This window comes from Bradyrhizobium zhengyangense (genome assembly GCF_022012435.1).
GTDB classification, from domain to species: domain Bacteria; phylum Pseudomonadota; class Alphaproteobacteria; order Rhizobiales; family Xanthobacteraceae; genus Bradyrhizobium; species Bradyrhizobium zhengyangense.
In genome coordinates this window covers 239,833-263,341 of record NZ_JAKLUA010000008.1, presented here as the reverse complement: position 1 = coordinate 263,341, position 23,509 = coordinate 239,833, and the positions used below count along the sequence as shown (strand labels likewise).

17 protein-coding genes are annotated in these 23,509 nt (G+C 64.4%); 5 read left to right on the top strand and 12 right to left on the bottom strand.

What is annotated here, in order from left to right:
- Positions 1-7: 7 nt before the first annotated feature.
- On the top strand, positions 8-811 hold the full coding sequence (locus L6637_RS24985) for a hypothetical protein (protein ID WP_237872299.1): 804 nt from the start codon (positions 8-10) through the stop codon (positions 809-811).
- Here L6637_RS24985 and L6637_RS24980 read toward each other — a convergent pair.
- The 7 genes from L6637_RS24980 to L6637_RS24950 all read right to left on the bottom strand — a co-directional run bounded on the left by L6637_RS24980 (position 783) and on the right by L6637_RS24950 (position 9,334).
- Positions 783-1,769, bottom strand: a complete 987-nt coding sequence (locus L6637_RS24980; RefSeq protein WP_237860287.1) for an ABC transporter ATP-binding protein — start codon at positions 1,767-1,769, stop codon at positions 783-785. The genes L6637_RS24985 and L6637_RS24980 overlap by 29 nt on opposite strands.
- Complete coding sequence (locus L6637_RS24975; RefSeq protein WP_237872298.1) at positions 1,766-2,773, bottom strand: ABC transporter ATP-binding protein; 1,008 nt, start codon at positions 2,771-2,773, stop codon at positions 1,766-1,768. Before L6637_RS24975 ends, L6637_RS24980 begins: the two co-directional genes overlap by 4 nt.
- The gene (locus L6637_RS24970) at positions 2,773-3,666 is read right to left on the bottom strand and encodes an ABC transporter permease (RefSeq protein ID WP_237860281.1); all 894 of its coding nucleotides are present in this window, start codon (positions 3,664-3,666) and stop codon (positions 2,773-2,775) included. The genes L6637_RS24975 and L6637_RS24970 overlap by 1 nt, the downstream gene beginning before the upstream one ends.
- A gap of 9 nt (positions 3,667-3,675) precedes the next feature.
- A complete protein-coding gene (locus tag L6637_RS24965) occupies positions 3,676-4,623 on the bottom strand; it encodes an ABC transporter permease (protein ID WP_237872296.1) in 948 nt (315 codons plus the stop codon).
- A 42-nt stretch (positions 4,624-4,665) separates the two neighbouring features.
- Positions 4,666-6,264, bottom strand: a complete 1,599-nt coding sequence (locus L6637_RS24960; RefSeq protein WP_237872294.1) for an ABC transporter substrate-binding protein — start codon at positions 6,262-6,264, stop codon at positions 4,666-4,668.
- Between the two features lie 345 nt (positions 6,265-6,609).
- Positions 6,610-8,160 carry an AMP-binding protein gene (locus L6637_RS24955; protein WP_237872291.1) on the bottom strand — a complete coding sequence of 517 codons (1,551 nt, stop codon included), beginning with the start codon at positions 8,158-8,160 and terminating at the stop codon, positions 6,610-6,612.
- A 19-nt stretch (positions 8,161-8,179) separates the two neighbouring features.
- On the bottom strand, positions 8,180-9,334 hold the full coding sequence (locus L6637_RS24950; RefSeq protein ID WP_237872289.1) for an iron-containing alcohol dehydrogenase: 1,155 nt from the start codon (positions 9,332-9,334) through the stop codon (positions 8,180-8,182).
- A gap of 276 nt (positions 9,335-9,610) precedes the next feature.
- Between L6637_RS24950 and L6637_RS24945 the strand changes: the two genes are divergently transcribed.
- The 3 genes from L6637_RS24945 to L6637_RS24935 all read left to right on the top strand — a co-directional run bounded on the left by L6637_RS24945 (position 9,611) and on the right by L6637_RS24935 (position 15,355).
- Complete coding sequence (locus L6637_RS24945) at positions 9,611-10,840, top strand: efflux RND transporter periplasmic adaptor subunit (protein ID WP_237860270.1); 1,230 nt, start codon at positions 9,611-9,613, stop codon at positions 10,838-10,840.
- Complete coding sequence (locus tag L6637_RS24940) at positions 10,837-14,001, top strand: efflux RND transporter permease subunit (protein WP_237860268.1); 3,165 nt, start codon at positions 10,837-10,839, stop codon at positions 13,999-14,001. The genes L6637_RS24945 and L6637_RS24940 overlap by 4 nt, the downstream gene beginning before the upstream one ends.
- Positions 14,002-14,164: 163 nt before the next feature.
- On the top strand, positions 14,165-15,355 hold the full coding sequence (locus L6637_RS24935; RefSeq protein ID WP_237860266.1) for an ABC transporter substrate-binding protein: 1,191 nt from the start codon (positions 14,165-14,167) through the stop codon (positions 15,353-15,355).
- 103 nt (positions 15,356-15,458) lie between these two features.
- Here the strand turns inward: L6637_RS24935 and L6637_RS24930 are convergent, their stop codons facing one another.
- Genes L6637_RS24930 through L6637_RS24915 form a run of 4 tightly spaced genes read right to left on the bottom strand, consistent with a single transcriptional unit; the run spans position 15,459 to position 20,058 of the window.
- Entirely contained in the window at positions 15,459-15,845 is a 387-nt protein-coding gene (locus tag L6637_RS24930) for an MAPEG family protein (RefSeq protein WP_237860265.1), read from the bottom strand.
- 28 nt (positions 15,846-15,873) lie between these two features.
- On the bottom strand, positions 15,874-16,956 hold the full coding sequence (locus tag L6637_RS24925) for a lipocalin-like domain-containing protein (protein WP_237872287.1): 1,083 nt from the start codon (positions 16,954-16,956) through the stop codon (positions 15,874-15,876).
- Complete coding sequence (locus tag L6637_RS24920; RefSeq protein WP_237872285.1) at positions 16,946-19,408, bottom strand: ABC transporter permease; 2,463 nt, start codon at positions 19,406-19,408, stop codon at positions 16,946-16,948. The genes L6637_RS24925 and L6637_RS24920 overlap by 11 nt, the downstream gene beginning before the upstream one ends.
- Positions 19,405-20,058, bottom strand: a complete 654-nt coding sequence (locus L6637_RS24915; RefSeq protein WP_237860257.1) for an ABC transporter ATP-binding protein — start codon at positions 20,056-20,058, stop codon at positions 19,405-19,407. The genes L6637_RS24920 and L6637_RS24915 overlap by 4 nt, the downstream gene beginning before the upstream one ends.
- 144 nt (positions 20,059-20,202) lie before the next feature.
- On the opposite strand from L6637_RS24915, the gene L6637_RS24910 reads away from it, so the two are divergent.
- Entirely contained in the window at positions 20,203-21,552 is a 1,350-nt protein-coding gene (locus L6637_RS24910) for an MFS transporter (protein ID WP_237860255.1), read from the top strand.
- Between the two features lie 151 nt (positions 21,553-21,703).
- Here L6637_RS24910 and L6637_RS24905 read toward each other — a convergent pair whose 3' ends face one another.
- On the bottom strand, positions 21,704-23,455 hold the full coding sequence (locus tag L6637_RS24905) for an N-acyl-D-amino-acid deacylase family protein (RefSeq protein ID WP_237872283.1): 1,752 nt from the start codon (positions 23,453-23,455) through the stop codon (positions 21,704-21,706).
- Between the last annotated feature and the right edge of the window lie 54 nt (positions 23,456-23,509).

Here is a 23,509-nt window from a genome sequence, read left to right as displayed (position 1 = left end):
GGCCTGCATGCTGCGCCCAAGTGACCAAGCCCAAGCGACCGAGGCCCCGCTGCTGTCGATGCCTGGTCGGCTCCTGCCGACTGTCCGCGAAAAATATCTGCTCGCGGCGCTCTCTGTGCTCGGACTTGCGGCTTTCCTCGCCCCCGCGCTGCCGGCCGCCGGCTGGCACATCCCGCATTTCGTCGACACGCGCGCCTGGCTGGGTGTGCCCAACGCCGGCGACGTCCTGAGTAATCTCGCCTTCCTCGCGATGGGTGTCTGGGGCACGGAGCGGCTGCGCGGCGGCAATGACGCCCCCGTGGGTGCAAGCTGGTTCTTCGTTGGACTGATCCTCACATGCGTGGGTTCGGGCTTCTATCACCTCGACCCCGACATGCCGCAACGGCTCGTGGCCGATCGTCTCGGCATGGCGGTGGCGTTCGCTGGCTTTCTCGGCATTGCGGCCAGCGAGCGCATCAGCGTGCGCGCAGGCGAGGCCGTGCTGGTGCTGATGATGGTTGCCGGCCTGCTCGCGGCCTGGGTCGCGCGCGAGAACCTCACGCCATGGGTGGTCGTGCAGTACGGCGGCATGGCGCTGGCTGTGGGACTGGCGTTGACGCGGCCGCGGCCCGGCGCGATCGGCGTGCCGCTCGGCGGCGTGATTGTCTTCTATGTCCTGGCCAAGCTTTTCGAGCTGGGCGATGTGACCATATTCGAAGCGACCGGGCACCTTGTCTCGGGTCACACGCTCAAGCATCTGGCTGCTGCGTTGGCGGCCTGGCCGGTGATCCGGGCGTTGCGGCCTACTGGCTTCGGCCTGTCCCGTCATTGAGCAAGCACGCCACCTGGTGCCCGTCACCCGCCTCCATCAGCACCGGACGCTCCGTCTTGCAACGCTCCATCGCAAACCGGCAGCGGGTGTGAAACGCGCAGCCGGGCGGCGGATTGACGGGACTAGGCACGTCGCCGTCCACCAGCGGCGCGAGCTTCTTCGCCAACGGATTGGCGATCGGCACCGAGGCGAGCAGCGCCTGCGTGTAAGGATGGCGGGGGTTACGGAACAGCTCATCCTTGTCGGCGATCTCGACGATGCGGCCGAGATACATCACCGCGACGCGATGGCTGATATGGGCGACTACGGCGAGATCGTGGGCGATGAAGAGATAGGAGAAGCCGTGCTGCTTCTGCAGGTCGATCAAGAGATTGATCACCTGCGCCTGGATCGATACGTCGAGCGCTGACACCGGCTCGTCGCAGACGATCAGGCGCGGCCCCAGCGCCAGCGCGCGCGCGATGCAGATGCGCTGGCGCTGACCGCCGGAGAATTGATGCGGGAAGTTGCGCATCTGGTCGGGCCGAAGGCCGACCTGCTCGAACAGCTTTGCAACGCGCGCCTCTAGTGCCTGGCCGGTCGCGAGCCCGTGGACCGCAATCGGCTCGCCGACGATATCGCCCGCGGTCATGCGCGGATTGAGCGAGGCGAACGGATCCTGGAATACGATCTGCATGGCGCGGCGATGCGGCCGCAGCGCCGTCTTGGACAGATGGGTAATGTCTTCGCCGTCGAGCCGGATCTGGCCTGACGTCGGCTCGATCAGCCGAAGCACGCTGCGCGCCACCGTCGACTTGCCACAGCCGGATTCGCCGACAAGGCCGAGCGTCTCGCCCGCACCAACGGAGAACGAGACGCCGTCGACCGAATGCACGGTGCCGACCTGCCGGCGCAGCACGCCGGCGCGCACCGGATAATATTTCTTGAGGTCGGTGACCTCGAGTAGAACCTCGCTCATGCCACCTCCGCCACGTCAGCTGCGCGCCAGCAGGCGGCGAGGTGGCCGCCGCCCCAATCGGCCAGCGGCGGATATTCGGCTTCGCAGCGCTTCACCGCGAGCTTGCAGCGTGGCGCGAAGGCGCAGCCTTTCGGCAGCCGCACCAGCGAGGGGACGGTCCCCGGAATTTCGTTCAGCCGTTCCTGCGCGGCGATGCCGGGCGCAGGCACTGCGGGAATCGAGGCCATCAGCCCGCGCGTATAGGGATGTTTTGGTGCTGCGAACAGCGCCTCGACGCTGGCTTCCTCGACCTTCCGTCCCGCATACATCACGATGACGCGCTGCGCGGTTTGCGCGACGACGCCGAGATCGTGCGTGATCAGCACGAGACCGGTACCAAGCTCTTTCTGCAGATCGAGGATCAGGGCCAGGATTTGCGCCTGGATGGTGACGTCGAGCGCGGTGGTCGGCTCGTCCGCGATCAGCAACGCCGGCCGGCATGCCAGCGCCATCGCGATCATCGCGCGCTGACGCATGCCGCCGGAGAGTTGATGCGGATATTCGCGCGCGCGCCGCGCCGGCTCGGGGATGCGCACCAGGTGCAGCATCTCGACCGCAATGTTACGCGCCTCCTTGGTCGACAAGTTCCGATGCAGCCGCACGGCTTCGACGATCTGATCGCCGATACGGATGACAGGGTTGAGCGATGTCATCGGCTCCTGGAAGATCATGGAGATGCGATTGCCGCGGATCTTGCGCATCGCCGCTTCGTCCAGCGCCAGCAGATCGGTGCCTTCGAGCATGATCGAGCCACCAACGATACGGCCGGGCGGATCGGACACCAGCCGCATCAGGGACAGCGCGGTGACGCTCTTGCCGCAGCCGGATTCGCCGACGATGGCCAGCGTCTCACCGCGCTTCACGGTGAAGGAGACATCGTCGACGGCTTTGAAGAGGCCAGAATTGGTGAAGAACACGGTCTTCAGGTTCTTCACGTCAAGCACGAGATCGGAGGTATCAGCCATCAGCCGCGCTGCCGGGGATCGAGGATGTCGCGCAGGGCGTCGCCGAACAGGTTTGCACCGAATACGGCGAGGCTGATGGCGATGCCCGGGAAGATCACCAGCCACGGTGCGGTGCGGACATATTCGGCGGCGGACTCCGAGAGCATGCGGCCCCATGACGGATAAGGCTCGGGGATACCGAGGCCGAGGAAGGAGAGCGAGGCCTCGGTGAGGATCGTCGAGCCGAGCTGAGCGGTGGCGAGCACGATCAACGGTGCCAGCGTGTTCGGCAGCACGTGGCGCAGCGCGATGCGCACCTCGCTCATGCCAATCGATTTCGCGGCTTCCACGAATGGCTGCTCGCGCAGCGCCAGCGTGTTGGCGCGGGTGACGCGCGACACGGTCGGGATCAGCGGAATGGCAATCGCGAGAATGACATTCGGCAGCGACGGGCCGAGGGCGGCCGTCATGATCAGGGCCAGCACCAGCAGCGGTAGCGCCTGCAAGATGTCTGAGACGCGCTGGAAGATGAGATCGACCCAGCCAGAGAGATAGCCGGAGGTCAGCCCGACGATCACACCGATCGTGCCGCCGAGCGCGGTCGAGCCGATCCCGACTGCGAGCGAGATCCGCGCGCCGTGTATGATGCGGCTGAAGACATCGCGGCCGAAGGAATCCGTGCCCATCCAGTGGGCAAGACTCGGGCGCGCCAGCGCATGCGCGGCATCGACCGTCAGGGGATCGTAACGCGCGATGAAATCGGCAAAGATCGCGGTGAGCACGAACACCGCCATGATGGTCAGTCCGGCCGCGCCCAGCACGTGCCGCTGCGCCAGGAACAGCACGCGCCGCCAGCCGCCGGTCGCATGGGCGCCGGCCCGCCTCAGTTCAACGTCGAAGTCGATCGCGGCCAAGCTGATCTCCTAATCCGTGTACCGGATGCGCGGGTCGAACACCGCGTACAGCATGTCGACGATGAAATTCGCGCTCACCACCACGACGGCAATCAGCATCACGAGGTTCTGCACGATCGGATAATCGCGCCAGCGGATCGCCTCGACCAGGAAGCGGGCGACGCCCGGGATATTGAACACGGTCTCGGTGACAATGAGGCCGCCGATCAGGAACGCCGCCTCGATCCCGATCACGGTGATGACCGGCAGAATCGCGTTCTTCAGCGCATGGTGATAGTTCACCGCGGCGTCGGAGGCACCCTTGGCGCGGGCGGTGCGGATATAGTCCTGCCGCAGCACCTCAAGCATCGAGGATCGCGTGATCCGCATGGTCAGCGCTGAACTGCGGAAACCGACCACCATCGCAGGGATACAATAGGTTGCGAATGCCTCGCCAAGACTCTGCGGATTGGGATTGAAGATCGGCATCTGCCCAAACATGGCGACAGACGCGGTCAGAACCAGCAGGCCAAGCCAGAACGAGGGCAGCGACAATCCGCTCAGGCTCACCACGCGCAAGGCGTAGTCGATCCGTGAGCCCTGCTTGACCGCGCTGATGACGCCAAGCGGAATGCCGATCGAAGCCGAGAACAGCAATGCGAGGCCGGCGAGCCGCGCGGTGATCGGGATTCGCGGCAGGATCTCCTGCAGCGCCGGCTTCTCCGAGACATAGGAGTAACCGAGATCGCCATGCAGCAAGCCGCCGATCCAGTGCAGATATTGCACCACCAGCGGCTGGTCGATGCCGAGCTGCTTCTCGAGATCGACCTTGTCGGCGGGATCGACATAGCCGGCCGCGGCGAACAGGATGTCGACGATGTTGCCGGGAACGATGCGCAACAGGAAGAAGATGACGATCGAGATCCCAATCAGGGTCACGAGCATCAGCAACAGGCGCCGCACCAGATAGGCAAACATCCCGTGCTCTCCTGTCGAGCCGCTAGTCTTCAGCCTGTCGCACTATTTGTTGAGCCAAACGTCCTCGTAGCGAAATCCGTTATAGGAGCTGTTCGACATGATCGTGATCCCCTTGACGTAAGGCTGCCAGCAGGTGCCGGCCCGTGCGTGGAAGATGATCGGGCGGGCGACGTCCTCCTGCAGCTTCTTGTCGATGTCCCAGACCAGTTGCTTGCGCTTGTTCGTGTCGATCTCCTGCGACTGCACGTCGAACAGCTTCTCGATCTCCTTGTTGCAGTAATTGGTGTAGTTCCGCTCCGAACCGCAGGAATAGTTCTCGTAGAAGGACTGGTCCGGATCGTCGACGGAATTGCCGGTCAAATTGAGGCCGAGCATGTAGTCCTTGCGCGCGACCTTCGGGAACCAGTTCGCAGTCTCGACGACATCGAGTTCGCCGTCGATATAGATGCTCTTGAGCTGGTCGATCAGGATCACCGCAGGATCGCGATATTCCGCGAGATTGCGTGTCGAAACCTTTACGGCGAGATGCTTGTCGGGGCCGTAACCGGCCCTCTGCATCAGCTTCTTCGCTTCCTCGCGGTTCGCGTTCACGTCCGGACCGTAACCCGGAATGGTCTGGAGCTTGTCCTTGGGCATGCCCCAGATGCCTTGCGGCGGCGGCAGCATGGTGCCGCCGACGTCGGCCTGACCCTCGAACAGGATATCGACGAAGGCCTTCCGATCGAGTGCCAGCGACATCGCGCGGCGGATATCGATGTTGTCGAACGGCGCCGAGCTCGAATTGACGATGATGTTGGTCGAGACGTTGGTCGGTTCGACGACGCAGACCGCGTTCGGCGCCTGCGACTTGATGTCCTTGAGCAGCGGGATGGTGATATGCGTCGGGAAAGTCATGTCGAACTTGCCGGCGACGAAGGCGAGAATCGCCGTCGAGCGGTTCGGGATGATCGTGTATTCGATGCCGTCGAGATAGGGCAGGCCCTTCTTCCAATAGTCCGGATTCCGCGTCAGCTTGATCGATTCATTGGCCTTGAACTCGACGAATTTGTACGGCCCGGTCCCGATCGGATGGGTGCGCATGTCCGCCGGCGAGACATGGCAGGGATAGATCGGCGTATAGCCAGAGGCGAGCATCGCCAGCAGCGAGGGCTGCGGCCGCTTCAGGTTGAAGGAGATCTCGAAGTCGCCGTTTGGCGTGACGTCGTCGACCTCGCTGTACCAGGCCTTGCGCGGATTCTGCCGAAGCTTCTGCTGCGACTTGCCCATGAGCAGATCGAACGTGCATTTGACGTCGGCCGACGTGAACGGCTTGCCGTCATGCCATTTGACGCCCTGGCGGAGCTTGAACGTCAGTTTCTTGTTGTCACTGCTCCAGGACCAGCTCTCGGCCAGCTCAGGCCTGAGTGTATCAGGACTGTTCTGCGCAATGTGCTGATCGTAGATGACGAGATTGTTGAACACGCCCATGAAGGGCACGTTGACCGAATAGGTCGCGCCCTCGAGGATCGACGCATTCGCCGGGCTGTCGCGGTGATACATCCGCAGGATTCCGCCCTGCTTGGGCTCGCCGGCGAATGTCGTGGTCGAAAACGCCAGCAAAGACAACGCCGCCGTCGCGGCGAGCGCCCACACGCTCCGCATCCTCGGTCCTCCCTGGACATTAGTCTCTTGGGCCGCTTTTGGCCTGTTTGACCGGACGATAGCCGAGCCGTGTGGAGGGAGGCAACCGGCAAGGGCTCGTACTGTCTTGGTAATTCGGATGACGAAAAGCCGCGGGGTGATTCTCTCACAATGTGAGAGTGCAGGTGCGAACGCACGGTTCCCGTGCAGATGTTGGAGGTCGCATCAACAAACTCCGCCGGAAAGCCAGGACCCGCTACCCCAGGGAGATGTTTGGCGAAGATTGGTCGTTTGGTACTGCTACCTTCTGCAAATCGACATATCACGGGTATGGGTCCTGGCTTTCGCCAGGACGACATCGGGGCCTCACACGATCCTTGACGTCTTGTTGCCCCAGTACCGGTCCCTCAGCAGACGCTTGTACAGTTTTCCCGTCGGCAGCCGCGGCAATTCCTTCTCGAAATCCACCGAGCGCGGCACTTTCTGCCGCGACAGCGATTTTGCGCAAAAGGCGATCAGCTCTTCGGCGAGCGCCTCGCCGGGCATTACGCCCGGCATCGGCTGCACCACGGCCTTCACCTCCTCGCCGAGATCGGCATTGGGCACGCCGAACACTGCGGCATCCGCGACCTTCGGATGGGTGATCAGCAAATTCTCGCATTCCTGCGGATAGATGTTCACGCCGCCGGAGATGATCATGAAGGTGGCGCGGTCGGTGAGATAGAGGAACCGGTCCTCGTCGACATAGCCGACGTCGCCGACCGTGCTCATGCTGCCGTCGGCCGAGCGCGCCTCCTTCGTCTTCTCCGGGTCGTTGAAATATTCGAACGGCGAGCCCGTCTTGAACCAGACCTGGCCGGGCGTGCCGGTCGGGCACGGCTGCATGTTCTCGTCGAGAATATGGAGATCGCCGAGCAGCACCCTGCCGACGGTGCCGCGATGGCTAAGCCATTCCTCGCTGTTGCAGGCGGTAAAGCCGAGGCCTTCGGTGGCGCCGTAATATTCGTGGATGATCGGGCCCCACCATTTGATGATGTCGTCCTTCACCAATGCGGGGCAGGGCGCGGCGGCATGGATCGCGATCTCGAGCGAGGATAGATCGTAGCGCTTGCGCACCTCTTCCGGCAGCTTCAGCATCCGCGAGAACATCGTCGGCACCAGCTGGGTGTGGGTGATGCCCCATTGTTGCACCAGCTGGAGGTAACGTTCAGGGTCGAAATGCTCCATGATGATCACGGTGCCGCCCATGCGGATCGTGAGATTCACGGCGGCCTGCGGCGCGGAGTGGTAGAGCGGCGCCGGCGACAGATAGACCATGCCCTCGCGGTAGTGCCAGAGCTTGGTGAGGAAATCGAACAGCGGCAGATTGTGCTTTGGAGGCTCCTCCGGGAGTGGCCGCAAGATTCCTTTTGGGCGTCCCGTCGTGCCGGAGGAATACAGCATCGCAGTGCCGAGCCATTCATCCGCGATCGGCGTCTTCGGCAGATCCGCGTTGACGTCGGCAAGGCCCACAATGCGATCGCTCTCGCCGGGGCCGTCGGCGACGATGCAGAGCTTGACGTCGGGGCAAGCCTGGATCGCCTCGCGCGCGATGTCGAGCTTCGCCACTGATGTGATCAGGATCTTCGACTGGCTGTTGACGAGGAGATAAGCGAGTTCGCCCGGCGTCAGGAAGGAGTTGATGCAGGTGTAGTACAGGCCGGACCGCTCGCCCGCGGCGCAGGCTTCGAGATACCGGGAGTTGTTCTCCATGAAGATCGAGTAGTGATCGAGCCGCTTCAGGCCATGCTTACGAAACAGATGCGCCAGGCGATTGCTGCGCGCATCGAGTTCGCGATAGGTGACCGCCTCGCCGGTTGCCGCCATGATGAAGGCGGGTTGCAGCGGGCGCAGGCGGGCATGCAGACCTGGGTACATCAGTCCTCCGGCTTGAAGATCATGCGGCGAGATCGAGGATTTCGCGAATCTGCGCCGGGCTCTCGATCTTGCGCGGATTGCGCGGGATCCAGTTCGTGCGCATGGCCTGTTCGGCGATGACGTCGAAATGCCCCGGCGAGACGCGGACATCGGCAAGGCGACGCGGCATGCCCAGCGAGCGGATGAAGGCATCGAGCACGTCGGCGGCGTTATGGCCGGGGAAGCCCATCGCGGCGGCGACGATCATCTGCTGCTCGGCATTGGCGCTCGCATTCCAGCGCATCACCGCAGGCAGCATGACGCAGGAGGTGTGGCCGTGGGGCACGTCGAAGGCCGCGCCCAAGACATAGCCGATGCCGTGGCTCGCGCCCATCGGCACACCGGCCGCGAGCGCGCCCATCGACAGCCAGGTGCCGATCTGCGCGTCCATCCGCGCGTCCAGATCTCGGGGGTCGGCCTTCACCCGCGGCAGCGCGTCGGCGAGCATGGCAAGGCCCTTCACCGACTGTGCGTCGGCATAGGGATGCGTCTCGTGCGAGCAGATCGCCTCGACGCAGTGATCGATGGCGCGGATGCCGGTGGAGAGAAACAGCCATTCCGGCGTGTGCACGGTGATGGCAGGGTCGAGGATGGTTGCGCGCGGCACGGCCAGCGGATGCCGCAGCATCTGCTTCACATGCGTGATGCGGTCGGTCACGCCGGCGATCGATGAAAACTCGCCGCCTGCAATCGTGGTCGGCACGCTGATCTGCCGCACGGTCGGTGCGGTCATCTCGGGCGCGATGCCCTTGTGCACACGGATGCGGTCGATGCCGGCGATATCGTCGATGCCATTGGCAAGGCAAAGCTGCACCGCCTTGGCGCCGTCGGTGATCGAGCCGCCGCCCACGGTGACGATCAGGTCAGCGTCGACCGCGCGCGCGGCATTGGTGGCCGCTATCACCGCCTCGCGCGGCGTGTGCGCCGGCATCGCATCGAACAGCCCGGCGCAGCGCGCACCGAGCGCCTTTACGATCTCAGTGATTTCGTCGGTCTCTCGGTTCAGCGTCCCCGAGACCATCAGGAAGGCGCGGCGGGTTCCCAGCCGGTCCATCTGCGCGACGATGGCCTCCGCCGCCGGATGGCCAAACACGACCTCCTCGATCGCGCCATAAACGACACGTCCCTGGTGCACGCCTGTCCTCCCCGGACAATTCGTCTTGTTTTGTAAGGGGTAGTCTAGCCAAGCCGGCCGCCTCAGTCATGTGCGAAGACGCTGGCGCTTCTTCTCCCTCTCCGCAGGCGGGAATAGGCGAAGAGAGCGCGTGTCAACTCGCCATCAGGCCAGGGCATCCTGCCGAGCATTGTGCGCGAGGTAGTCTTGAAGATTTCATCATCGCCACCCATCTTGTGGCGCCCGCGGGTAGAGGACTACCCTGCATTTTCCGCGGCTTTCATGCGAGGACCTGGGATGAGTGGACCGGACGGAAGCGAGCAATTTGTCAAAACGCACGATTTCGTTCAGCTCCGGCCTTATGCGCTAGCCGGTCTTCTTGCTGCGGCCGTCGCCCTCAGCGGTTGCGGACAACCGACCTCGCAAGCGGCCGCGCCGCCGCCTCCGCCCGTGACCGTTGCCCAGCCGGTCAAGCGCACCGTCACCGATTGGGACGAGTACACCGGTCGCTTCGAGGCGGTCGAGGAGGTGCAGGTGCGCCCCCGCGTCGGCGGCTTCGTCAACTCGGTCGAGTTCCAGGATGGCGCGATCGTGCATCAGGGCGATCTGCTTTACGTCATCGACCCGCGGCCGTTCGAGGCGGTGGCCGAGCAGGCCGACGGCCAGCTATCCGACGCCCGCGCCAAGGTGGAACTTGCCAAGCGCGAGCTCGACCGCGGCCTGAATCTGGTGCAGACCAGCGCGGTCTCCGAGCAGGTCGTCGACCAGCGCCGCCAAGCCTTGCAGGCCGCGCACGCTGCCGAGACCCAGGCCGAGGGCGCGCTGAAGGCCGCCCGGCTCAACATCGAGTTCACCCATGTCACCGCGCCACTCACCGGCCGCGTCAGCCGCCATCTGGTCAGCCCCGGCAACCTCGTGCAGGGCAGCGACACCGGGACCTCGACGCTGCTGACCTCGATCGTCTCGCTCGACCCGATCTACATCTATTTCGACATGGATGAGACGACCTTCATCAAATACAGCAAGCTCTGGTTCGAGGGAAAACGCCCAAGTTCGCGCGACACCGCAAACCCCGTGCAGGTGACGCTCGCGGGCGAGACCAAGCCGTCGCATGATGGCGCCATCAACTTCCTCGACAACCGCCTCGATGTTTCCACCGGCACATTGCGCAGCCGCGCCGTGGTCAAGAACACTGACCTCTCGATCCTGCCCGGCCAGTTCGGTCGCGTCCGCCTGATCGGCAGCGCGCCGTACGAAGCGCTGCTGATCCCGGATACCGCAATCGCCACCGACCAGTCGCGCAAGATCGTCTTCGTGGTGAAGTCCGACGATACCGTTGAAGCGCGGCCCGTCGTGCTCGGACCGCTCGATGACGGCCTGCGCGTCATCCGCGAGGGGTTGAACGCGGATGACCGCGTCATTGTCAACGGCATCCAGCGCGCGCGTGTCGGCGCCAAGGTCGCCCCATCTCCTGCTCAAGCGCCGGCAGGTGGCAAGACCGGTGCGAAGGCTGGTGACAAGTCATGAATCTTGGCCGTCTGTCCATCAACCAGCCCATCCTGGCGATGGTGCTGTCGATCGTGCTCCTGATCGTCGGCACGCTCGCTTATTCGACGCTGCCGATCTCCGAATATCCGCAAGTGGTGCCACCGACCGTCGTCGTCACCACCCAATACCCCGGCGCCTCGGCGCAAACCGTGTCCGACACCGTCGCTGCTCCGATCGAGCAGCAGATTAACGGCGTCGAGGACATGCTGTATCTCTACAGCCAGGCCACCTCGAACGGCCAGCTCACCATCACCGTCACCTTCAAGCTTGGCACCGATCTCGACAAGGCGCAGGTGCTGGTTCAAAACCGGGTCGCGATCGCGCAGCCGCAGCTTCCGGATGAAGTGCAGCGCAACGGTGTCGTCACCCGCAAGAACTCGCCCGACATCCTGATGGTCGTGTTCATGCTGTCGCCGGACGACACGTTCGACCAGCTCTATATTTCCAACTATGCACTGCTGCAGGTCCGCGACCAGTTGCTCCGCATCGACGGTGTCGGCGACATCCAGATGTTTGGCGCGCGCGACTATTCGATGCGGCTGTGGCTCGACCCTGATCGTATCGCCAATCTTGGCCTGACCTCGACCGAGGTGCTGGCCGCGATCCGCGCCCAGAACGTGCAGATTGCCGGCGGCCAGATCGCCGAGCCGCCGATTGCCGACCGCGCCTTCCAGCCAAACCTCGTCTTCACCGGGCGGCTGAAAGACCAGAAACAGTTCGAGGACATCCTGATCAAGGCCGGCTCGGACGGCCGCACGGTGCGCCTGCGCGACGTCGCTCGCATCGAGCTCGGTGCGCTCGCTTATTCGACCAACAGCTTCCTGCTGCGTAAATCCGCGGTCGCCATGCTGGTGACGCAGCGGCCGGGATCGAATGCGCTCGCGACGGCCAAGAACATCTCCGACACGATGGCGAAGCTCAAGCAGGGCTTTCCGAAGGGCCTCGACTTCAACATCGGTTATAATCCGACCGAATTCATCGCACAGTCCGTCCACGAACTGATCAAGACCATCTACGAAGCCATGCTGCTCGTGGTGGTCGTCGTGCTGGTGTTCCTGCAGGGATGGCGGCCGGCGATCATCCCGATCATCGCCATTCCGGTGTCGCTGGTCGGCACCTTTGCAGTGATGGCGGCGCTCGGCTTCTCCATCAACAATCTGACGCTGTTCGGGCTCGTGCTTGCGGTTGGCATCGTGGTCGACGACGCCATCGTCGTGGTCGAGAATGTCGAGCGGCATCTCGAGCACGGGCTCAGCCGGCGCGACGCGGCGCTGAAGACGATGGAGGAGGTCGGCGGCGCGCTGGTCTCGATCGCCCTGGTGCTCTGCGCGGTGTTCGTGCCGACCGCGTTCCTCGGCGGCATCTCCGGGCAATTCTTCCAGCAATTCGCGGTGACCATCGCGGTTGCGACCGCGATCTCCTGCTTCTGCTCGCTGACGCTGTCGCCGGCATTGGCTTCGCTGATCCTCACGCCCCACGCCGAGAAGCGGCCGCCTGCCGCGTGGAATCTGTTCGCGCGCGGATGGAATGCCTTCACCGGCGTCTTCAACCGCGTATTCGACCGGCTCTCGCACGGCTATGCCGGCCTCGCCAATTTCGTCATCCGGCACTCCGTGGTGATGATCCTGATCTATGTCGTGCTCATCGGCAGCGCAGGCTGGCTGATCGGGACGACGTCGCAGGGCTTCATCCCCGCGCAGGATCGCGGCTATGTCATCATCTCGGCGCAGCTGCCGGGTGCGGCATCGCTGGCGCGGACCACCGAAATTGTCCGAGAGATCGAGCGGATCTCGCTGGATACGCCAGGTATCGTCCGCGTCGCGGCCTTCGCCGGCTTCTCCGGCGCGACGCGCACGCAGGCCGGCAATGCGGCGGCGCTCTTCCCTGTTTTCGATGAGCCAGAGGTGCGGCTGAAGAAGGGCTTGACGGCGAATGCCATCACAGCCGAGCTGCGCAAGCGACTGGCTGCGATCCAGGGCGCCTTCATCATCGTGATTCCGCCGCCGGCCGTGCCCGGCATCGGCACCGGCGGTGGCTTCACCATCCGCATCCAGGATCGGCAGGGGCGTGGACCGGAGCTGCTGGCGTCCGCAACCGACGAACTCGTCGCCGCGGCGCGCAAATCGCCAGCGCTCCTTGCCCCCACGGTGTTCTCGCCGTTCTCCGCCAATACGCCGCAGCTGTTCGTCGACATCGACCGCACCAAGGCGCAGAAGCTTGGCGTGCCCATCGCCAACATCAACGACACGATCCAGACCTATTTCGGATCGACCTATGTCAACGACTTCAATCTGTTCGGCCGTACCTATCACGTCACCGCGCAGGCTGACTTCCCGTTCCGGAAAGAGCCCAGCGATCTCGCGCGCCTGCGCACGCGCAACGCCTCCGGCGACATGGTGATGCTCGGCAGCGTGGTCGACTTCAGGGATGTCTCGGGACCCGATCGCGTGGCGCGCTACAATCTCTATGCGGCGTCGGAGCTTCAGGGCGAGCCGGCGCCGGGCACGAGCTCGACCACCGCGCTCAATGCCATCAAGAAGCTCGCCGACGACACTTTGCCGAGCGGCTTCACCTTCGAGTGGACCGACCTGTCCTATCAGCAGATCAACGGCGGCAATGCCGGCCTCTACGTGTTCCCGATCTGCGTACTGTTCGTCTATCTCGTGCTTGCCGCGCAATATGGCAGCTGGACACTGCCGTTCGCGGTGATCCTGATCGTGCCGATGTGCCTGCTCGCTGCCACGATCGGCGTGCGCATCATGGGCCAGGACGTCAACATCCTCACCCAGATCGGCTTCGTCGTGCTGGTGGGGTTGGCGGCGAAAAACGCGATCCTGATCGTCGAGTTCGCGCGCGACATCGAGAAGGAGGGCAAGCCGCGGCTGGAGGCCGTGATCGAGGCCTGCCGCCTGCGCCTGCGGCCGATCCTGATGACCTCCTTCGCATTCATCCTCGGCGTGTTGCCGCTGGTGATCTCGTCCGGCTCAGGTTCCGAAATGCGCCAGGCCGTCGGCGTTGCCGTGTTCTTCGGCATGATCGGCGTCACCCTGTTCGGGCTGCTGTTCACTCCGATCTTCTATGTCGTGGTGCGGAACCTGGCCGAGGGCCGGAACGAGAAGGGGGCGGTCTCGTCATCTTGACCACCAACGTATCCAAAATCTCGACGTCGTCCCGGCCTTCGCCGGGACGACAGTTTTTGCTTGGCGCCCCTGCCAACGATCAGCACGAAACCCATGGGCACGCCCCCCGTTCTTCACTAATATCCGCGCGATTTCAAAACAGAACACTGCTGGGAGATAACGAATGAAATCAGGACTTTTGGCCGCTGTCGCAACCTCGGCCCTTTTGCTGGCCGCGCCGGCTTTCGCGCAAGGCGTCAAGATCGGCATCCTCAACGATCAGTCCGGCGTTTATGCCGATTACGGCGGCAAGTACTCCGTCGAAGCAGCGAAGATGGCGATCGAGGATTTTGGCGGCGAGGTGCTCGGCCAGAAGATCGAGATGGTCACCGCCGATCACCAGAACAAGCCTGACCTCGCCACATCCATCGCGCGCCGCTGGTACGACGCCGAGAACGTCGACATGATCACCGAGCTGACGACCTCGTCGGTCGCGCTCGCAGTGCAGGAGCTGTCGAAGGAAAAGAAGAAGATCGACATCGTGGTCGGCGCGGCGACATCGGCCATAACAGGCGCTTCATGCGTGCCCTACGGCTTCCACTGGGCCTTCGATACCCACGCGCTTGCGGTCGGCACCGGCGGCGCGCTGACCAAGGCCGGCGGCGACACCTGGTTCTTCCTCACCGCTGATTACGCGTTCGGCTATGCGCTGGAGAAGGACACCAGCGAGATCGTCACGGCCAGCGGCGGCAAGGTGCTGGGCTCGGTCCGCGTGCCTCTCAACTCGTCGGACTTCTCGTCCTTCCTGCTGCAGGCGCAGAGTTCGAAGGCGAAGATCGTCGGCCTCGCCAATGCCGGTCAGGATACCACCAACTCGATCAAGCAGGCGGCTGAATTCGGCATCGTGCAGGGTGGCCAGAAACTTGCCGGCCTGCTGATGACGCTCGCCGAGGTGAACGGTCTTGGCTTGCAGGCGGCGCAGGGCCTGGTCCTGACCGAAGGCTTCTATTGGGATCATGATGATGCCTCGCGTGCCTTCTCCGAGCGTTTCTTCAAGCGCACCGGCCGGATGCCGAGCATGATCCATGCCGGTACCTATTCGGCGACGCTGAGCTATCTGAAGGCGGTGAAAGCCGCCGGCACCAAGGACACCGACGCGGTCGCCAAGAAGCTGAAGGAATTGCCGGTCGATGACGCCTTCGCCAAGGGCAAGGTGCTCGCCAACGGCCGCATGGTCCACGACATGTATCTGTTCGAGGTCAAGAAGCCCTCGGAATCGAAGAAGCCGTGGGACTATTACAAGCAGCTCGCCGTCGTCCCCGGCGACCAGGCGTTTTCGACAGCCAAGGACAGCGGCTGCCCTCTGACGAAGTGAGGGGTTGAGCTAGCGCTACAAGCCCCAATGTCGTCCCGGATCGGCGCGCGCCTAGGGGCGCGCTTGTCCGGGACGACGGCTGAGATTGAGGCGCGATCTTGCCTCACACCACCCTCAACACCACGACCCACAACGCCCCCGCCCACAGCGCGATCGCCGCGGTCGCCTGGATCGCAAAGCCCGGGCCGCGCTTGGCGGCGGCTTGCGAATAGCCGATGAAATACACGATGCGGCCGATGATCCAGACCGCGCCGATTGCGGCTGCAATGGCATCGCTGATGTAGATTGCGAACAGCCACAGCGACGGCAGGAAGATCGGCATCCATTCCAGCGTGTTCATCTGGATGCGGAAGGCGCGCTCGAAATCCGGATGGCCCGACATCGCCGGCACCTTCACGCCGGTCCTGGTCCGCGACCGCGAGACGTTGATGCAGGTGAAGAAATAAAACGCGAGCGCAAGCAGCGTGACGAGGGCGGTGAAATGATACATCGCAAGATCCCTTCAAACAGGTCGCGCTTCAATAGCCGGTCAGCTCGAGATAGCCAACGCCGTCATGCGTGCCGCTAAAGCTGATCGGTCCTTCCCAGTAAGAGAAGCCGGTCCCCATCCACGCCTTCGGATTGAGCGGCTTGCAGGAAATCGAGAATGAGCGCGACGGGATCGCGATCTGCCATTCCACCGGCAGCTTGCGGCCCGCCACGTCCGCCGTCGCCTTTGGCGTCATCTGGATGTCGCCTCCCGCAATCATCTGCGTCTCGCCGGCGGCGCTGATCCAGTTGCCGAACGGGTAATCCTTGCCGTCCTTCTGGCGCAGCCGGTACAGCATCAGCTTGTCGCCGGAGACGAGATGCAGCGACAGCCAGTCCCAGCCGGTCTGATCAGTGTCGAGCGGCTGGCTGCTCCATTCGCGGTCCATCCAGGCCTGGCCTGAGACCTCGATCGGCTTGTCGTCGATCGTGAGCGTGCCGCGCGCGCGGTAGAACGGCTGGCTGTAATAATAGGACGCCTGCCCGCGCTCGGATTTGCGGCTGTAGCCGCCGTCACCCTGCAGCACGGCCGGACGATCGGTCTCCAGTGTCAGCGCGTAGCTGAAGTCGGTGCCCGAGGCTTTCAGAGTCACCGGCGACAAGGTCCGGTCGTCGGTGCGCTCGGACCCCTTCATCTCCCAATCATCGATCCACGCAGCAAACGGTTTTGCCTCGACGCCCGCCTGTCCGATGCCGCCGCGAGAAAACAGCTCGCTGAATCGATGCGTGTCGGCGCGCGTCACCGCGGCATGCGCCATCCAGATCTGCTGATTGGCCCAGCCTTCTCCTTGCGGTCCCGGCTTTGCAGCCTGGCGGAACAGCGTCCATTGCAGCCCGCATGCCGCGCCACTGACGTCGACGAGATTTGCGGTCAGATACCACCACTCGATGCGAAAATCCGGATGCGGCCCGTGATCGGCAGGGAACGTGAACGTCTTTCCGGGCGTGACCTTTGCGAAGCCGTCGGCGGTCTCGCCGAGCCCGGCATAGCCTTGCGCGGCGGCGCGGCGCGCGAGAGCAAGGGCTGCGATACCGGCAGCGAACGCGCGCCGCGAGAGTTTGTCAGCGCTCATTGGCAAACACCTTGACGAGACTCGCCGGCTGCATCCGCGCCAGCCGCAACACCGGCAGCAGCGCGGCCAGCAGCGAGGCGACAAGCGCGACCGCGACCAACTCGATCAATTGCAGCGGAAACACATGGAACGGCAGCCGCCAGCCGAACGCCTTCACATTGACGATCGCGATCAGGCACCACGCCACAAGCAATCCAAGCGGCACCGCGAGCAGCGACGTGAACAGCGCGACCGACAGCGTCTTGGTCAGCTCGATCGCGGCGAGGCGCGGCCGGGTGATGCCGATCGCCCAGAGCGGCGCGAGCTGTGGCAGGCGCGAGTTTGCCAGCGTCAGCAGGCTGGTGAGGAGCGCGATGCCGGCGACGCCGAGCGTGAAGGCATTGAGCGCGGAGGTCACCGCAAAGGTGCGGTTGAAGATACGGATCGATTCCGCCTTCACCGTGGCCTGGTCGGCCACCGCGCGGTCGTCGAGCGCGAACTGCTTCTGCAAGGCCGCGATCAGGCCGGGAATCTTGTCACGCGGGACAATCAGCCCGATCCGTGTCTGCGGCGTCTGCGGAAACTGCCGGATCAGCGCCGCGACGTTGACGGCAAGCTGCCCTTTGGGATTGCCGTAATCGGCATAGATGCCGACGATGTCGAGCTCCCAGGTTCCGCCTGGCGCTGGCACCTCGATGACGTCGCCAACGCGGATATTGAGGCGGCGGCTCAGCTGCTCGCTGATGAAGGCGGCATTGCCCGGGACCAACTGGGTCCAAGCGCGCGGCGCGGTCTCCAGCAGCGGCCAGCGCTCGCGATAGAGCGCGTGATCGGGCAGGCCGAGCAACTCCACCGGTTGGCCCTGAACCTGCGTCTCCGCGCGGCCGCCCGACAGGATCGCCTGTACCTCGCTGCGGTCCTTCAGCCAGTTGCGGATCGCGATGCTCTGCGCGTTGTCGGCAGCGCTGATGTAGACGTCGGCGGCGAGCCGTCCGTCGAGCCAGCCGACAAAGGTGCGGCTGAAGGTTTCTACCATGGTCGAGACGCCGACATTGACTGCCAGCGCGAGCAGCAGAGCCATCAGCGCCAGCGAGAGTCCTGAGAGCTGCTGCCGGCTGTCCGCCCAGAACCACAGCGCCAGCGGCCCGCGCGCAAGCCGCTGGCCGGCAAGCAGGAGGATCTCGAGGAGGGCCGGAAGGATCAGCGCCGCGCCGAGCATCAGCGCAGCCAGCAGGGCGAAGCCGGCGATCAAGGACTGTCCGTAATAGAGCAGCAGCAGCGCGACCGCGAACACGGCGCAGGCAGCGAAGCTTTGCAGGATCAGCCAGCGGCGCTGTCGCTGCTGCCAGGCCCGCGGCTGCGCGGTCGCCAGCACCGGCATCCTGATCGCCTTGATGAGGCTGGTCGCAGCCGCCACGATCGCGCCTAGAACGCTGATGCCGATGCCGGCGAGCCACCACTCGGGCCGCAGCGTCAGCTGCCCCGGAATCTGCGCACCATAGAGTCCGCGCAGCGACGCCGCGACGTCGGGTAGCAGCGCTGCTGCGATGACATAACCGCAGACGAGCCCGATCAGCCCCGCGACCAGCGCCAGCGCCACCAGCTCAACGACCAGGACGGAGTTGACCAGCCGTGCCGAGGCGCCGCAAGCGCGCAAGGTCCGCAGCATCGGCAGCCGCTGCTCGAAGGCGAGGCCGACGGCGGAATTGACGATGAACAGACCGACGAAGAACGACAGCAGGCCGAAGGCGGTGAGGTTGAGGTGGAAACTGTCGGTGAGCCGCTCCAGCTCCGTCTCCGCGGTCGGCTCTTTCAGCTTCAACTCTTCGCCGACGACGCTTTGCAGCGGTGCCGGCTTGCCTCTCGCCCTGCCGATCAGCAGACGCGAGACCTGATCCGGCTTGTTGAGGAGCCGCTGCGCCACGCCGATATCGACCACCAGCACATCAGGCACCAGCTGCGGCTGCACATGCAGCGGCGGCAGCTTTGCGCCGCTGCTGATCGACGGCGTCGTTCCTTCGCTCTCGTGCAAATCGCTCAGCGTCTCCCGCGCCACTAGCGTCTGTCCGGGCGCGGCGACGAAGCTGCTGAGGTCCGCGGCTCCGAGGCGCGGCGCATTGCCGACGTCAACTGGCAGCGTCACCGGCTCGATGCCAAGCAGCCGGATCGAGCGTCCGTTGATCTGGACCCGGCCTTCCAGCACCGGCGAGACCGGCCAGCCCGCGCGGCGAAGCTTTATGAAAAGCTCTTGCGGGAACGTCGCCGTATCAGGCGCCACCAGCGTCGCCGTGCGCACGCCGCCAAACGTCGCCGCCGCACGGTCATAGGCCGTGCGGGCCTGCTGGTTGATCGCCTGCACGCCGCTCCACAGCGCGGTCGCAGCGATCAGCCCGATCAGCAGCGTTGCGAACTGCATCCTATGCCGGCGCCAATGGCTCAGCAGCACCGCCAGCACCCAGAGCGCGCGCCTCATGCGATCCGTCCCGCATGGAGGACGATGTGGCGGTCGAGCGTGCCGGCCAGATGCAGGCTGTGCGTCACCATCAGGAAGCCGCAGCCGGTGCGCGCGACGAGGTCGCGCGTCAGCGCCAGCACGTCGTCGGCGGTGGCTTCATCCAGATTGCCGGTCGGCTCGTCCGCGAGCAGCAGCGACGGTTTTGTCGCCAGCGCCCGGCCGATTGCGACCCGCTGCTGCTGGCCGCCTGATAATTGCTCGGGATAACGCTTGAGCAGGCCGCCGAGGCCGAGCCGCTCGACCAGCTCCTTGGTCCAGGGCGCGTCGTGCCGACCGGCGATGCGGGCCTGGAAAGCGAGATTGTCGGCGACCGACAGGCTTGGGATCAAATTGAACTGCTGAAACACGAGACCGATCCGGTCTCGCCGCAACTCGGCGCGGCCGGCGTCGGCAAGCTCAGTGATCTCGGTGTCCTCCAGGCGGATCGAGCCGCCATCGGCGGCATCCAGCCCTGCGATCAAATGCAGCAGCGTACTCTTGCCGCTGCCGGATTCGCCCGTGAGCGCGACGCGTTCGCCGGCTTTGAGGTCGAGGTCGACGCCGCGCAGCACATGCACGGGCTCGCCGGCCGAGGTGAAGGTTTTGGAGAGGTTTCGGATGCTCAGCAAGGTCTGTTCGCCGGACGGAATTAACTCCGTGCTGCGTAGCACACTTGCCGCGGAAATGCCGGGGTTGCGTTGCCGTTCAAGCCGTTGTTAGCTCCCAAGACGGCCAAATCAAAAGTGCCGACAAGAAGACATACGGGGAGAATGATGAGCGCTCAGGGAACGCCGTCCGCGGCAGCCAGGATGGCAGGGACGTCCAAGCAAACGTCCACGGCGACGCCGAAGGGCGCCTGGACCATCGTTTTTCTCCTCTTTCTCCTGATGGTGGTGAACTTCGCGGACAAGATCGTCGTCGGCCTCGCCGGCGTGCCGATCATGACCGACTTGAAGCTCGAGCCTGCGCAATTCGGCCTGCTCGGCTCCTCGTTCTTCTTCCTGTTCTCGATCTCGGCCATCGTGGTCGGCTTCCTCGTCAACAAGGTGGCGACGCGCTATGTGTTGCTGACGCTCGCCGTGGTCTGGGCGCTGGCGCAGTTTCCGATGGTCGGCACCGTCAGCTTCAGCACGCTCTTGATCTGCCGCATCGTGCTCGGTGCGGGCGAAGGTCCGGCGGCTTCGGTCGCGACGCACGCAATCTACAAATGGTTCCCCGACGAGAAGCGCACGCTGCCGACCGCGGTCCTGACACAGGGCTCGGCCTTCGGGGTCATCCTGGCCGTGCCGGCGCTGAACTGGGTCATCGTCAATCACTCCTGGCACTATGCCTTCGGGGCGCTCGGCGTGGTCGGCCTGATCTGGGTCTGCGCCTGGCTGGCGCTGGGCAAGGAAGGACCGCTCGAGGACACGCAGGCGCTCGCCGTCAGTGAGCCGAAAATTCCCTACATCCGCCTTCTGACCTCGCGCACCTTCCTCGGCTGCGTGATCGCAACCTTCGGCGCCTATTGGGCGCTGTCGCTCGGACTCACGTGGTTTACGTCCTTCATCGTCAAGGGACTTGGCTTTTCGCAGAGCGACGCCGGCTGGATCTCGATCCTGCCCTGGGTGTTCGGCGCCACCATCGTGATTCTGACCGGCTGGATCTCGCAGGTGATGATGGTGCGCGGCTACACCACGCGCATGTCGCGTGGCGTGCTGGGCTCGGTGCCGCTGATCATCGGCGGCCTCATTCTCACAACGATGCCTCACATGCAGGGTGCGGGCTTGCAGATCGCGCTCTTGGTGGTCGGTTCCGGTCTCTGCGGCGCGATCTATGTCGTCTGCCCGCCGATGCTCGGCGAGTTTACCCCGGCCTCGCAGCGCGGCGCGATCCTCGCGATCTACGGCGCACTCTATACGCTCTCGGGCATCATCGCGCCCTACGTGATGGGCAAGGTGATCGAGCGCGCCGGCAGCATGATCGACGGCTACATGACCGGATTTACCATCAACGCCGTGATCATGATCGGCTCCGGTGTGGTCGGGCTGCTGCTGCTCTGGCCGAACTCGGAAAAGGCGAGGCTGACGCGTGGTGCGGCGGTGCAGACGGCGCCGCTGAAGCGCGCAGTGTCGCCGACGTAGGTCTTCCAAAGCCTGCCACGAAACAAGTGTCGTCCCGGCGAAGGCCGGGACCCATACCCCCAGGGAGCAGTTTGGCGAAGACTCGGAGTGGGAGCCCTGCGCTTTAACTCCTTTTCGTGGTTATGGGTCCCGGCCTTCGCCGGGACGACGCCTACATTGCGGAAACATCGCGCTCAACATGCGCCCGCTTACTGCACCCCTGCGCACCCCGAATCAGCTTCCCCGGCCTTCGCCCCGTCGCCTCGCCCTGCCGCCGCGTCACCACGCCCGAGACGATCGTGGCCTCATAGCCGTCGACATCCTGCAGCAGCCTGCGACCACCGACCGGCAGGTCGTAATGCACCTCGGGTGGATGCAGATGCAGGCGGTCGTAATCGATCACGTTGACGTCGGCCTTGTAGCCCGGCGCGATCAATCCGCGATCGGTCAGCCCCACCGACAACGCCGTCTTGCGCGACTGCGCTGCGACCACGAAGGGGATCGACAGCTTCTCGCCGCGCTTGCGGTCACGCGTCCAGTGCGTCAGCAGATAAGTCGGGAAGCTGGCATCGCAGATGATGCCGCAATGGGCGCCGCCGTCGGAAAGGCCGGGCACCGATTGCGGATCGATCAGCATCTCGCGCGTCGCGTCGAGATTGCCGTCGGAATAATTGAGGAACGGCACGTAGAGCATGCCGCGGCCCTCGTCCGACAGCATCGCATCGTAAGCGAGCTCCTCCGGCTGGCGGCCCTGCTTGCGCGCCTGCGGCCCCAGCGCATTCTCCGGCGGCTGCTCGTAGTCGGGGGGATCGCCCAGCAGGAACATCTTGTCGTAGTTCGGGCGGAAGAACAGCGGATCGTCAGTCGCAGTCGCGCTCTCGCTCAGGATCGCCTTGCGCACATCGGCTTGGCGCAACCGCGCCAGCCGTTCCTTCAGAGGCAAATGCGCGATCGCCTTGTAGCTGGGATGGGTCTGGAACGGATTGCGTGACAGCTCGAGCCCGAGCAGCAGACCGACCGGGCGCGCCGCGATCTGCGCGGTGATGGACAGCCCGCGTTTCGCGGCCGCATTGATCTCGTCCAGCGTCTGGCGCCAGCGGTTGGGTGATCTGTCATTCTGCGTGATCGAGAACGAGATCGGGCACCTTGTGCTGTCGGCCACCCGCAGCATCATCGGCAGGTCTTCATGGATGGTGGAAAGATCGAGCACGAATTGCAGCACGCTGCGGCCCTGGCTGTGCATCGCGCCGGCAATCGCGGTGAGCTCGTCCTCGCCCGCTTTCAGCGTTGGCGTGAAATCGCCGGTCGAGGTGCGGTGGTTGAGCGTGCGCGAGGTCGAGAAGCCGAGCGCGCCGGATTGTACCGCTTCGCCCGCAAGCTTGGCCATCGCCGCATTGTCTTCCGCCGTCGAGGGATCGCGGCGGGCGCCGCGCTCGCCCATGACATAGACCCGCAATGCCGCATGCGGCAACTGCGCGCCGACATCGATGTCGAAATCGCGCTTCGACAGCCAGTCCATGTAATCAGGGAAGCTCTCCCAGGCCCAGGGAATGCCGGCGCTCAGCACCGGCTCGGGAATGTCCTCGACGCCTTCCATCAGCTGGATCAGGCGGGTGTGATCGGCGGGCTTGCACGGTGCGAAGCCGACGCCGCAATTGCCCATGATCGCGGTGGTGACGCCGTTCTGCGACGACGGCGTGATGTCCTGGCTCCAGGTGACCTGCCCGTCGTAATGGGTGTGCACGTCGACGAAGCCCGGCGTCACCAGCTTTCCGCGCGCGTCGATTTCTTCTTTGCCCTTGGCCGCGACCTTGCCCACCTCGCTGATCATGCCACCGGTGATGGCGACGTCAGCCTCGAACAGCTCGCCGCCGTGGCCGTCCGCGACGGTGCCGCCACGGATCACGAGATCAGGGGTGCTCATGGTGTTTCGTCCCGGTTTGTTTTGCTTCTTGTCGTCCCGGCCTTCGCCGGGACG